Genomic DNA, 12,405 nt, shown 5'->3' with positions numbered 1-12,405 from the left:
TCCACGGAGGGCGGCCCTGACTTGCGCCTTTGACCCTGCTCGGGCTCTACGACCTGCGCGCGGCGCAGCTCGACTTGGTGGCGGCCATGCTCCTGGCGCATCGGGCCGCAATGATGGCAGTGGCCGGGGCGCTTCTCTTCCTCGCGGCATCGCGGATGACCTTCCTGCGATGGCTCGTGACGTTCGTCGCGCTTTCGAAGATGCTCTTCGTGATCGCGGCCTTTCCGGTGCGGGAGGCGGTCACGCTCACCTTCTGATCCGCCCCCGCCTCGATCACCGTCCTCGTCGCTTGCTGGCTCCCGGCGCGTCCGACTTCGCGGCGTCGCGCCGCCTAGCGCGCATCCATCACGAAGCCGAGCGTGTTCAATAGAAGCTGCGCTGCCAGGATCGACGTCGTGTCAGCCGCGTCGTAGGCGGGCGCGACCTCCACAAGGTCGATCCCCACCACGTGGGAGCGGTAGGCCACCGCGCGCAGGGTCTCGAGCACCTCGTAGTAGAGGAAGCCGCCGTGCGACGGGGTGCCGGTGCCCGGCGCGATGGAAGGGTCGAACCCGTCGATGTCGATGGTCAGCCAGACGTCGCCCTCCGGCACGCGGGCGGCGATGCCCTCGGGCCCGAGCGCGCGAGCCTGGCGCACCGACAGGATGTCGGCCCCCATGGCGCGCGCCGCCTCGTACCCTTCCCGCGCGGTGGAGGAGACGTTGCGGATGCCCAGCGCGGTCAAGCCGGTCACCCAGTCCTTCTCAAGGGATCGGCGAAGGGCGTTGCCGTGCCCGCGCGTGACGCCATGCCGCACGTCGACGAAGTCGAGATGGGCGTCGATCTGCACGATGTGGCAGGGGCGCCCCTCCATCGCCTCGATGCAGGGGATGTGGACCGAATGGTCGCCGCCGAGGACGACGGGCAGGGCGCCCGCGCGCAAGGCGGCCTCGACCCCGAAGCGTATGTTATCGTGGGACTTTTCAGTATTCGTGTGGACGATGTCGGCGTCGCCCATGTCCGCGATGCGCACCTCGGGCCCGAGGAAGGTCCTGTCCTCCTCGTGGTCGTAGGCGCCCGCGTGGCCGAAGGCGAAGAGGGTCGACGCCTCGCGGATCGCGCGCGGCCCGAAGCGCGCGCCGGGCCGCCACTGGGTGCCCCCGTCGAAGGGCGCGCCCAGGATCACGACGTCGCAGTCCAGCGCGCTCCAGTCCGGGTGGTGGGGGTGCCGGCCGAAGGTGCAGATGCCGGTGAAGGGCAGGTCGAGCCGCCCGCTGTCGTAGCTTGCTGTCATGGCGCATGGGCGCATGGCGGGCGCGGGCTTTCAACCCGTCCCGAGACGTGGGAAGGGGTGCCGCCAACCGAAATCCTCCGGGGAGAGACCGATGGAGATTCGCGAGGCGCTCACCTTCGATGACGTCCTCCTGGTTCCTGGAGCGTCCAGCGTCCTGCCGTCGACCGCCGACACGCGCACGCGGGCGGCGCGGGACGTGACGATGAACATCCCGCTCCTCTCCTCGGCGATGGACACGGTCACCGAAGGTCCGATGGCGATCGCCATGGCGCAGGCGGGGGGGATCGGGGTGATCCACCGCAACCTCGACGTCGATGCCCAGCAGCAGGAGGTGCGCCGGGTCAAGCGGTTCGAATCCGGCGTGGTCTACAACCCGATCACACTCGCCCCCGACCAGACCCTCGCGGACGCCAAGGCCCTGCAGGAGCGCTACTGCGTCACCGGCTTCCCCGTGGTCCGGGACGGCCGGGTGGTCGGCATCGTCACCAACCGCGACATGCGCTTCGCCACGGACGACGCGACCCCCGTCGCGGCCATGATGACGGGCGAGGATCTGGCCGTCCTGCGCGAGCCCGCCGACCTTGCCGAAGCGCGGCGCGTCATGGCCGAGCGCCGGATCGAGAAGCTGCTGGTGACGGACGGCGAGGGGCGTCTGAAAGGCCTCCTGACCATCCGCGACATCGAGCAGGCGGTGCTGAACCCCCATGCCTGCAAGGATGGGCTGGGCCGGTTGCGGGTCGCGGCGGCGACCACCGTGGGGAACGCGGGCTTCGAGCGGTCCGAGGCCCTGGTCGACGCGGGCGTGGACCTTCTGGTGATCGACACCGCGCACGGCCATTCCGAAGGGGTCGCCCGGGCGGTCGAGAAGGCCAAGCTGCTGAGCAACGAGACGCGGATCGTCGCGGGCAACGTCGCCACCGCCGAAGGGGCCAGGGCGCTGATCGACGCGGGCGCGGACGCGGTGAAGGTCGGGATCGGACCGGGCAGCATCTGCACGACGCGCATGGTCGCGGGCGTGGGGGTGCCGCAGCTGACCGCGATCATGGACGCCGCGTCGGCCGCGGGGGACGTGCCAGTCATCGCCGACGGGGGGATCAAGTTCTCCGGCGACTTCGCGAAGGCCATCGCGGCTGGGGCCTCCTGCGCCATGGTCGGCAGCATGATCGCCGGCACGGACGAGAGCCCTGGCGAGGTGATCCTCTACCAGGGGCGGTCCTTCAAGGCGTACCGGGGGATGGGCAGCCTCGGCGCGATGGCGCGGGGCAGCGCGGACCGCTACTTCCAGCACGACGCGGCGAGCGACAAGCTGGTCCCCGAGGGGATCGAGGGGCAGGTGCCCTACAAGGGGCCGGCGGGCGCGGTGATCCACCAGCTCGTCGGCGGGCTAAGGGCGGCCATGGGCTATGTCGGCGCCGCCACCGTGGACGAGATGCGCGCGAAGGCCCGCTTCACACGCATCACCGGCGCCGGGCTGAAGGAAAGCCACGTGCACGACGTGCAGATCACGCGCGAGGCCCCGAACTACAGGATCGGCTAGGTGACGCCGGGCGCGCGCATCGCCGCCGCGATCGGCGTGCTGGACGACTGGCGGGGCGGAACGCCCGCCGAGCGGGCGCTGCTGCGCTGGTCGCGGGGCGCGCGCTACGCAGGCTCGAAAGATCGGGCGGCCGTGCGGGACCACGTCTTCGACGCCTTGCGGCGCTGGCGCAGCGCCTGCGTTCGCGGTGGGTCCGAAGGCGGCCGCGGCGCGATGATCGGCCTTCTGCGCGAAGCGGGAACGGAGCCCGGGGCGCTGATGGACGGGAACGGGCACGCGCCCCTGCCACCCGGCCCCGGCGAGGCCGGACGGACGCCCACCACGGCCGAGGCACGCGATCTGCCCGACTGGTTCCAGCACGTGCTGGAGGAGGACCGGCCGGGCCGGCTGGATCCCATCGCGGCGGCCCTCAGGAACCGCGCGCCGCTGCATCTTCGCGCCAACCTCCTGAAGGGGGATCGGGAATCCGCCGCAGCCGCCCTTGCCGGCGAGGGGATCGAGACACGGCCGGTGCCCGGCGTGGCGACCGCGCTGGAGGTGGTCGCCGGCGGGCGGGCGCTGCGGGGGTCGCGGGCCTTCGCGGACGGCCTGGTCGAGCCGCAGGACGCCGGCAGTCAGGCCGTCGCCGCCTTGGTGCCGCTGGCGCCGGGCATGCGGGTGCTCGACCTCTGCGCCGGCGGGGGTGGCAAGGCCATGGGAATGGCGGCCCGCTGCCCCGGCGCCGCCGTCTTCGCCTGGGACGCCGCCCCCGCCCGCATGACCGACCTGCCGAAGCGCGCGCGGCGGCTGGGCGCAGAGGTTCGCGTGCTCGACCAGCCGGAGGACGGGGCGCCGTTCGACGCGGTGCTCTGCGATTCGCCATGCTCGGGGTCGGGCACGTGGCGGCGCGATCCCGAAGGGCGCTGGAGCATCACGCCGGAGCGGCTGGCCGAACTGGTCCGCCTGCAGGGTGGGATCCTGGACCGTGCCGCGAGCCTCGCCCGGAGGGGGGGCGTGGTGGTCCATGCGACCTGCTCGGTCCTCCGGCGGGAGAACGAGGGCGTCGTGGAGGCCTTCCTGGACAGGCGCCGGGGCACGTTCGAGCGCGGCCCGTCGCTGCTGCGCGAGCCCGGTCCCGAGGGCGACGGCTTCGGCGGTGCCGTGCTGGGGCGCCGGTAAGGCTTCGTGCCCGGCACGCCGGCGGGGCCGCCGCGGGCCGTTAGGCTGCGGTTAACCCGGTGCTGCTAAGCTGGGGCGAATCGGATGGGGGATCGCGATGAGCATGACGGATGGCAGCGGGATCGCCGGCGGCGCGCCGAGACGCGCGGCCGGCCTTCTGATCGCCGCAGCCGGGATGGCGGCGTTCCTCGTGCTGCCGGAGGGGATGCTGCGGCTCGCGTTGCTGGGCCTTTCGGCCGGGTTGGGCGCGCTGGCCCTCGGCGGAGGCTCCGCCGTTCCGAAGCGACGGCGCGCGCCGGGGCCCACCCGCGATCCCGCGATGGACGCCACTGCGCCCGATGCCGATCCGGGGCTGGTCGCGGGTCCCCTGGCGCCGACGGGGAGCGTCCGGCACCATGCGTCCGGCGGCGCAGCGCGCGATGGCCGCGACTTCATGCCCGCCCGGGCGGCGGCCAATTCCCCCAGTCAGGATAGCGCGCGCCCGGCCGTCCCGCACGAGTTCGGCGGGGGCCTCGAGGACGCGTTCGCCGCGATGCCCGTCGCCCTCGTCGCGATCCGGGAGGGCGGGTTCGTCTATGCGGGCAACCCGCGGGCGCAGGCGCTCCTCGCGCACGACCTGAGGACGGCGCCCCATCTGCGGGACCTCGTCGGCGGCCTCGGCCGGTCGATCCGCGACTGGGTCGAAGACGCGCTGGAAGGACGTGGGCTGGGCCATCCGGAGGTGCTGCGCGCGCGCCTGCCGCAGGCCGAGACCTACATCCAGGTCACCTTCGGCCGCGTGCTGCGGGACGGGGCGCCGACGCTGATCGCCCATCTCAGCGACGCCACAGAGTTCAAGACGCTCGAGGCGCAGTTCGTGCAGGGCCAGAAGATGCAGGCGATCGGGCAGCTCGCCGGCGGGGTCGCGCACGATTTCAACAACCTGCTCACCGCGATCTCGGGCCATTGCGACCTGCTGATGCTGCGGCGCGACCAGCACGACCCGGACTATGCCGACCTCGTCCAGATCAACCAGAACGCCAACCGCGCGGCGGGGCTGGTCGGCCAGTTGCTGGCGTTCTCGCGCAAGCAGAACCTTCAGCCGGAGGTGCTCGACGTCGCCGAGACCCTGTCCGAGCTGACGCATCTGCTGAACCGCCTCGTGGGCGAGCGGGTCGCGCTGACGCTGAACCCCTCGGCGGAGGTCGGGCGCATCCGCGCGGATCGGCGGCAGATGGAGCAGGTCCTGATGAACCTGGTGGTCAACGCGCGCGACGCCCTTCCCGAAGGGGGCGCGATCCGGATCGAGGGCGGCGACCTCGACCTCGTGGCGCCGCTCCTTCGGGACAGGGCGGAGGTTCCCGCCGGCACCTATGTCGAGCTGCGCGTCACCGACGAGGGCTGCGGCATCCCGCCCGACCAGCTCGGCAAGATCTTCGAGCCGTTCTGGACCACCAAGCGCCCCGGCGAGGGCACGGGCCTAGGCCTTTCGACCGTGTACGGGATCGTCAAGCAGACGGGCGGCTTCATCTTCGTGGACAGCGAGGTCGGCGTGGGCACGACGTTCCAGCTGCTGTTCCCGAGGCACGAGCCGGCTGCGCCCTCCGAGGAGCCCGAGGTCGCGCCCGCCGCGGAACCGCGCGGCGACGGGATGATCCTTCTCGTCGAAGACGAGGCGCCGGTCCGCAACTTCGCCTCGCGCGCCCTGCAGCTGCAGGGCTACGAGGTCGTCGAAGCCGAGAGCGCGGAGGCCGCGTTGGAGCTGCTGGAGGATCCGCGGCTGAAGGTCGACCTCTTCGTGACGGATGTCGTCATGCCGGGTCTCGACGGCCCGAGCTGGGTCCAGCGGGCGCGGCAGGAACGGCCCGACGTTCGGGTGGTCTTCATGTCGGGCTACGCGGAGGAGGCGCTCGACGGATCGGCGGGCGCGATCCCGCATTCGGTGTTCCTGCCCAAGCCCTTCTCCCTCGAGGCGCTGAGCCGGACGGTCGCGCGGCAGCTGGAGGGGCACGGCGCAAGCGCCAGGGCCGCGCCCCGGCGCCGGGCGTCCTCCTCCCCCGAAGGGGGGGCAGCGGGGGACGATCTGCTGACCGCCGCCTCGCGTGCGGGTCGGCCCGATCCGGGGGGGCGGCCGGGGGGCGCCGCGGCGCCCTAGGGGCCGCCCGCGGCATCGGCTTCGCCACCGCGCCCCCGCCGGCCGGGTCAAAGGGGATCATCCTTCGCCGGCGCGGCGCCAGATCGCGAACTCCTCTGGGACGGCTTTGCGCAGGCGTGCGTCGACGTCCGGCGACAGGCGTGCCCGGCTGGGGGTGGGGGCGGAGATGTTGCGCTGCTCGGCGATGACGGGGCGGCCGAGCCGCTCGGAGAGGAAGGCGTCGAGGCGCGCGCGATCCTCGTAGGCGAAGAGGCGGTCGACGCCGATCTTCCCGCCCGGGCCCCGCACGAAGCGGTTCTGGCTGCCCACGTTCGCGAAAGGCGCGCGCTCGCGCTCGCAATAGGCGAGGGCGAAGGCGTCGAAGTCGATGCCCCTCGTGGAGTTGCGCGGATCCGGCACGCCGGGCCGCTGGCGATAGCGCCACCAGGACCCGAGCCACGAGATGGGCTCGCGGATGACGGCGACGGTCTCCATCCGGCGGCCGGCGATGTCCTCCAGCATCGGTCGCACGAAGCGGTGGTAGCGGTAGAAGGGCGCGTGCTTGAGCACGGGCGGATCGCTGATGCGCATCGTCGCCAGGTCGCCCAGCGCCTCGGCATAAGCGGTGGTGCCGGTCTTCGGCACGGCGAGGAGGACGAGGGACTGCTTGAAGAAGACCAGCATGCGGCGGGTTCTAGTCGCCCCGGCGGCCGGGGTCGCGCCTTTCGCGATCGGCGGTAACCCGCTGTTAACCCCTTGCCACACATGGTGGGCCCCATCGGATTCGACTTGATTTGTTCACGGTAAGTTCGCATATCCCGTGAACGAACAGGGCGTGAACGAACGCATCATTGGACGCGGCGCCAGAGCCGTGCGAACAAGGGGAAACTCCATGGCAACGGCGACCCTCCTCGACATGACGGACAGAAAGCAGGCCGACCGGCAGAAGGCCCTCGACAGCGCGCTCGCCCAGATCGAGCGGCAGTTCGGCAAGGGCTCGATCATGAAGCTCGGCGGCGAGAACCAGCTGCCGGACATCGAGGCCACCTCGACCGGCTCGCTCGGCCTCGACATCGCGCTGGGCATCGGCGGGTTGCCGAAGGGCCGGATCGTCGAGATCTACGGCCCCGAATCCTCGGGCAAGACGACGCTGACGCTCCACGCCGTCGCGGAGGAGCAGAAGAAGGGCGGCGTGTGCGCCTTCGTCGACGCCGAGCACGCGCTCGACCCGCAATACGCCAAGAAGCTGGGCGTGAACCTCGACGAGCTGCTGATCTCGCAGCCCGACACGGGCGAGCAGGCGCTGGAGATCACGGACACGCTCGTCCGCTCGGGCGCAGTCAGCATGGTGGTGGTCGATTCGGTCGCCGCGCTGACCCCGAAGTCCGAGTTGGAAGGCGACATGGGCGACAGCTCCGTCGGGGTGCACGCGCGCCTGATGTCCCAGGCGATGCGCAAGCTGACGGGCTCGATCGCGCGGTCGAACTGCATGGTCATCTTCATCAACCAGATCCGGATGAAGATCGGCGTCATGTTCGGCTCGCCCGAGACGACGACCGGGGGTAACGCGCTGAAGTTCTACGCCTCCGTCCGCCTCGACATCCGGCGGATCGGCGCGATCAAGGACCGCGACGAGGTGGTGGGCAACGCGACCCGCGTGAAGGTCGTGAAGAACAAGGTCGCCCCGCCGTTCAAGCAGGTCGAGTTCGACATCATGTACGGCGAGGGCATCTCGAAGATGGGCGAGCTTCTGGACCTCGGCGTGAAGGCCGGCGTGGTCGAGAAGTCCGGTGCCTGGTTCTCCTACGGGGACGAGCGGATCGGCCAGGGCCGCGAGAACGCCAAGACCTTCCTGAAGGAGAACAAGCAGATCGCCTACGCGATCGAGGACAAGATCCGCGCGGCGCACGGCCTCGACTTCGAGATGCCGAAGGAAGACCAGGATCGCGCGCAGGACGACAACGTCCTGGAGGAGTGATCCCGCCGCGGTCCTGAAGGCGAAGGGCGTCCCGCGGGGCGCCCTTTTGCTGCGTGGACAGGGGCGGGGGCGGGGGTTAGGTCAGCCCGACCCCTCAGACCGCCCGGACGATTCCAGATCATGACCGACCTCGCCGACATCCGCGCCGCCTTCCTCGACTACTTCGCGGAAGAGGGGCACGCTGTCGTTCCCTCGAGCCCGCTGGTCCCGCGCAACGATCCCACGCTGCTGTTCGCCAACAGCGGCATGGTGCAGTTCAAGAACCTCTTCACCGGGGTCGAGACGCGCGACTACGCCCGCGCGACCAGCGCGCAGAAATGCGTGCGCGCGGGGGGCAAGCACAACGACCTCGACAACGTGGGCTATACGCGCCGGCACCACACCTTCTTCGAGATGCTCGGCAACTTCTCCTTCGGCGACTACTTCAAGGAGGAGGCGATCCCCTATTCCTGGCAGCTCGTGACGGGCAAGCTGGGGATCGACCCCTCGCGGCTTCTGGTGACGGTCTATCACGACGACGACGAGGCGGCCGCCCTCTGGAAGAAGGTGGCGGGCCTGCCGGACGAGCGGATCATCCGCATCGCGACGGCCGACAACTTCTGGATGATGGGGCCGACCGGGCCCTGCGGCCCGTGCTCGGAGATATTCTTCGATCATGGCGAGGCGTACTGGGGCGGCCCCCCGGGCAGCCCGGAGGAGGACGGCGATCGGTTCGTCGAGATCTGGAACCTCGTCTTCATGCAGTTCGAGCAGCACGAGGACGGCACCCGCACCCCGCTGCCCCGGCCCAGCATCGACACCGGCATGGGGATCGAGCGGGTCGCCGCCCTCCTCCAGGGAACGAACGACAACTACGCGACCGATCTGATGCGCGCGCTGATCGAGGCGTCGGCGCATGCCACGAACACCGATCCCGACGGGGACGGGCGCACGCACCATCGGGTGATCGCGGACCACATCCGGTCGACGTCCTTCCTGATCGCCGACGGGGTGCTGCCGTCCAAGGACGGGCGGGGCTACGTCCTGCGGCGGATCATGCGGCGGGCGATGCGGCACGCGCACCTGCTGGGCGCGCGCGATCCGCTGATGTACCGGCTGGTGCCCGAGCTGGTCCGCCAGATGGGCGCTGCATACCCCGAGCTGGGCCAGGCGCAGGCCCTGATCGAGGAGACGCTGCGCGGCGAGGAGGAGCGATTCAAGACGACGCTCGACCGGGGGCTGTCGCTGCTCGACGCGGAGGTGGCGGAGCTGGGCGAGGGCGAGCCCCTGTCAGGCGAGGCGGCGTTCAAGCTCTACGACACGTACGGCTTTCCGCTGGACATGACGCAGGACGCCCTGCGCGAGATGGGGCGCGAGGTGGACCTGCCGGGCTTCGGATCGGCCATGGACGCGCAGAAGGCGCAGGCCCGGGCGGCATGGGCGGGCACCGGCGAGGTGGGGGAGACCGCGCTTTGGTTCGACCTCGTCGAGGAGCATGGCGCGACCGAGTTCCTCGGCTACGACACGGAGGCGTCCGAGGCCGCGGTGGTCGCCTTGGTGAAGGGCGGCGAGCGGGCCGAGGGTCTGGCCGCCGGCGACGAGGGGATCGTCGTGGTCAACCAGACGCCATTCTACGCCGAGGCCGGCGGCCAGGTGGGCGACACGGGCGAGATACGCTGGAGCGGCGGGCATGCGCGGGTGACGGACACCCGCAGGCAGGCGGGCGCCTTCCTGCACTTCGTCCGCGTGGAGGAGGGGGCGCTGGCCCCCGGCGCCGCCGTCGAGCTGGAGGTGGATCACGAGAGGCGCGCGCTGGTCCGCGCCAACCATTCGGCCACGCACCTCTTGCACGAGGCGCTGCGGGATGCGCTGGGGGGGCATGTGGCGCAGCGCGGCTCGCTGAACGCGCCGGACCGGCTGCGCTTCGACTTCTCGCACGGCAAGGCGCTGACGGCAGAGGAGATCGGCGTGGTCGAGAAGGCCGTGAACCGCTTCATCCGGCAGGACAGCGCAGTGACGACGCGGATCATGGCGCCTGACGACGCGCGGGCGCTGGGAGCGCAGGCGCTCTTCGGCGAGAAGTACGGCGACGAGGTGCGGGTCGTCTCGATGGGCCGGGCCGCGACGGGCAAGGGCCAGGACGGCGACACCTGGAGCATCGAACTCTGCGGCGGCACCCATGTGGGGCGGACGGGCGAGATCGGCCTCTTCGCGATCCAGTCGGACAGCGCGTCCTCGTCGGGCGTCCGGCGGATCGAGGCGCTGACGGGCGCGGCGGCGCTGCGGGCCCTGCGGGAGCAGGAAGGGCGGCTGCTGGAGGCGGCCTCGGCCCTGAAGGCGGGCCCTGGGGAAGTGCCGGCGCGCGTCGCGATCCTTCTGGACGAACGGCGGCAGCTTCAGGCCGAGGTCGCGCGCCTCAAGCGCGAGGCGGCTTTAGGGGGGAGCGCCGCCGCGGGACCGGAGGCACGTGAGATCAACGGCATGCAGGCGGTTCTTCAAGCGCTTGACGGGGTGACGGGCAAAGAGCTTCCGGCGCTGATCGACGCCCATAAGCAGTCGATCGGCTCGGGGGTTGTCGTCCTCGTGTCGGATGCGGGCGGCAAGGCGGCGGTGGCCGCGGGCGTGACGCCGGATTTGACGGGCCGCGTCAGCGCGGTGGACCTGGCGCGGGCGGCGGGCGCCGCGCTGGGGGGCAAGGGCGGCGGCGGGCGGCCGGACATGGCGCAGGCAGGCGCCCCCTCGGCCGAGAACGCGGAAGGCGCGCTGGAGGCGGCGGTGAAGCTTCTGGAGGCGGCGGGATGACCAAGGGGGCCTTCTGGATCGCGCACGTCACGGTCACGGACGACGAGCGCTACGCCCGGTACGCGCGTATCGCCACGGAAGCCATCGCCGAGCATGGCGGCGTCTTCGAGGCGCGCGGCGGGCGTTACCGCACGATGGAGGGGCGCGAGCATGCCCGCAACGTCGTCGCGCGGTTCCCGTCCTTCGAGGCAGCCGTCGCCTGCTACGAGAGCCCCCGCTACCAGGAGGCGCTGTCCCATGCCGCGGGCGCGTCCGAGCGGGACCTCGTCATCGTCGAGATGGATTGACCAGGCGCGTCTGGACCCTGGCGGAGCTGACCTCGGCCTTTCCGCGCGCGGGCCGGGTCGAGGCGATCCTGCTGCGGCCCGAGCGGCGGGCGGAGCCGATCCGCGCGGACGCGGCGACGCTGCGCGAGGACGGGCTGGAGGGCGACCATGCGCGGCCCGGCAAGCGGGCGGTGACGCTGATCCAGGCCGAGCACCTGCCGGTCATCTCCGCCCTCGCAGGGCGGGAGGCGACGCCGGAGGCGCTGCGCCGGAACCTCGTCGTGGCGGGGCTGAACCTCGCGGCGTGCCGCGGCAGGCGGCTTCGCGTGGGCGGGTCCGTGGTGACGATCACCGGACCCTGCGCGCCTTGCTCGCGCATGGAGGAGGCGCTGGGCGAGGGCGGCTACAACGCCGTCCGCGGCCATGGCGGCTGGTATGCCGAAGTGGACGCGCCGGGCCGGATCGCCGTCGGCGACGCGGTGCTGCCGGGCTGAGGGGGATCGGAACCGGCGGGGCCCTCGCGGATTCTGAATCCATGAGTGCCGACGTCGATCCCGCCCTGGCCGAGAAGGCCGTCGCCATCCACGAACGGCTCTGCGCGGTCTATGGCTGCCCCATCGACTACTTCCAGCATCTCGACCCACTCTCGGAGCTGGTCTCGACCCTTCTGAACCACCGCACCCGGAACCGGCAGGCCAAGGCTGCCTTCGAGGCGCTGCGCGAGGCTTTCCCTTCCTGGGAGGCGGTCCGCGACGCGCCGACCCCGGAGGTGCAGGACGCGATCCACGGCGTGAACTGGCCCGAGCAGAAGGCGCCGCGCGTGCAATCCGTCCTGCGGGCGATCACGGAGGAGCGCGGGGAGCTTTCCTTGAAGTTCCTGGCCGACATGCCCGTGCGCGACGCCCGCCGCTGGCTGGAGCGCATCCCCGGCATCGGGCCGAAGACCAGCGCGGCGGTGCTGAGCTTCTCGACCCTGCGCAAGGCGGCGCTGCCGGTGGACAGCCATCATCACCGCGTCGCGCAACGGGTGGGGCTGATCCCCAGGAACATGGACGTGGGCCCCGCGCACGCGGCGCTGGAGGCGCTGATGCCGCCCGAGTGGGACGCGCAGGAGGTCTACGACCACCACCAGGTGTTCATGCGGCTGGGGCAGAAGACCTGCCATTGGCGCGGGCCGGAATGCGGACGCTGCCCGATCCTGGACCTGTGCCCCACCGGGCGGGCCACCCGCGTCCCGCCGCCGCGCCAGGCCGATCCCCGGCAAGGGGAGCTGCGGCTGTAGGGCGGACCGGGGTCCGC

At 71.7% G+C, this 12,405-nt stretch carries 11 protein-coding genes; 9 read left to right on the top strand and 2 right to left on the bottom strand.

Annotated features, from left to right (window positions below; all coding sequences use genetic code 11):
- Positions 1–29: 29 nt before the first annotated feature.
- Positions 30–257: a hypothetical protein gene (locus BCF33_RS04360; RefSeq protein ID WP_106159662.1), complete on the top strand. Its 228-nt coding sequence runs from the start codon at positions 30–32 to the stop codon at positions 255–257.
- Between the two features lie 74 nt (positions 258–331).
- On the opposite strand, the gene BCF33_RS04355 is transcribed toward BCF33_RS04360, so the two are convergent.
- Complete coding sequence (locus BCF33_RS04355) at positions 332–1,273, bottom strand: agmatinase (RefSeq protein WP_106159661.1); 942 nt, start codon at positions 1,271–1,273, stop codon at positions 332–334.
- A gap of 91 nt (positions 1,274–1,364) precedes the next feature.
- On the opposite strand from BCF33_RS04355, the gene guaB reads away from it, so the two are divergent.
- The 3 genes from guaB to BCF33_RS04340 all read left to right on the top strand — a co-directional run bounded on the left by guaB (position 1,365) and on the right by BCF33_RS04340 (position 6,102).
- Complete coding sequence (gene guaB / locus BCF33_RS04350) at positions 1,365–2,810, top strand: IMP dehydrogenase (RefSeq protein ID WP_106159660.1); 1,446 nt, start codon at positions 1,365–1,367, stop codon at positions 2,808–2,810.
- Complete coding sequence (locus tag BCF33_RS04345) at positions 2,811–3,968, top strand: RsmB/NOP family class I SAM-dependent RNA methyltransferase (protein ID WP_106159659.1); 1,158 nt, start codon at positions 2,811–2,813, stop codon at positions 3,966–3,968.
- A gap of 97 nt (positions 3,969–4,065) precedes the next feature.
- On the top strand, positions 4,066–6,102 hold the full coding sequence (locus BCF33_RS04340; RefSeq protein ID WP_106159658.1) for an ATP-binding protein: 2,037 nt from the start codon (positions 4,066–4,068) through the stop codon (positions 6,100–6,102).
- Positions 6,103–6,159: 57 nt separating this feature from the next.
- On the opposite strand, the gene BCF33_RS04335 is transcribed toward BCF33_RS04340, so the two are convergent.
- On the bottom strand, positions 6,160–6,765 hold the full coding sequence (locus tag BCF33_RS04335) for a gamma-glutamyl kinase (protein ID WP_106159657.1): 606 nt from the start codon (positions 6,763–6,765) through the stop codon (positions 6,160–6,162).
- A 208-nt stretch (positions 6,766–6,973) separates the two neighbouring features.
- Between BCF33_RS04335 and recA the strand changes: the two genes are divergently transcribed.
- The 5 genes from recA (at position 6,974) to BCF33_RS04310 (ending at position 12,388) form a co-directional block, all read left to right on the top strand.
- On the top strand, positions 6,974–8,059 hold the full coding sequence (gene recA, locus BCF33_RS04330) for a recombinase RecA (protein ID WP_106159656.1): 1,086 nt from the start codon (positions 6,974–6,976) through the stop codon (positions 8,057–8,059).
- A 120-nt stretch (positions 8,060–8,179) separates the two neighbouring features.
- Complete coding sequence (gene alaS / locus BCF33_RS04325; protein WP_106159655.1) at positions 8,180–10,840, top strand: alanine--tRNA ligase; 2,661 nt, start codon at positions 8,180–8,182, stop codon at positions 10,838–10,840.
- A complete protein-coding gene (locus BCF33_RS04320) occupies positions 10,837–11,127 on the top strand; it encodes a DUF1330 domain-containing protein (RefSeq protein WP_106159654.1) in 291 nt (96 codons plus the stop codon). The genes alaS and BCF33_RS04320 overlap by 4 nt, the downstream gene beginning before the upstream one ends.
- Positions 11,124–11,600, top strand: coding sequence for an MOSC domain-containing protein (locus BCF33_RS04315; protein ID WP_245883717.1), 477 nt, complete (start codon positions 11,124–11,126; stop codon positions 11,598–11,600). The genes BCF33_RS04320 and BCF33_RS04315 overlap by 4 nt, the downstream gene beginning before the upstream one ends.
- 41 nt (positions 11,601–11,641) lie before the next feature.
- The gene (locus BCF33_RS04310) at positions 11,642–12,388 is read left to right on the top strand and encodes an endonuclease III domain-containing protein (RefSeq protein ID WP_106159653.1); all 747 of its coding nucleotides are present in this window, start codon (positions 11,642–11,644) and stop codon (positions 12,386–12,388) included.
- Positions 12,389–12,405 lie beyond the last annotated feature (17 nt).

It is taken from the genome of Hasllibacter halocynthiae (assembly GCF_003003095.1).
Taxonomy (GTDB): domain Bacteria; phylum Pseudomonadota; class Alphaproteobacteria; order Rhodobacterales; family Rhodobacteraceae; genus Hasllibacter; species Hasllibacter halocynthiae.
This window is presented reverse-complemented; position numbering and strand designations above follow the sequence as displayed.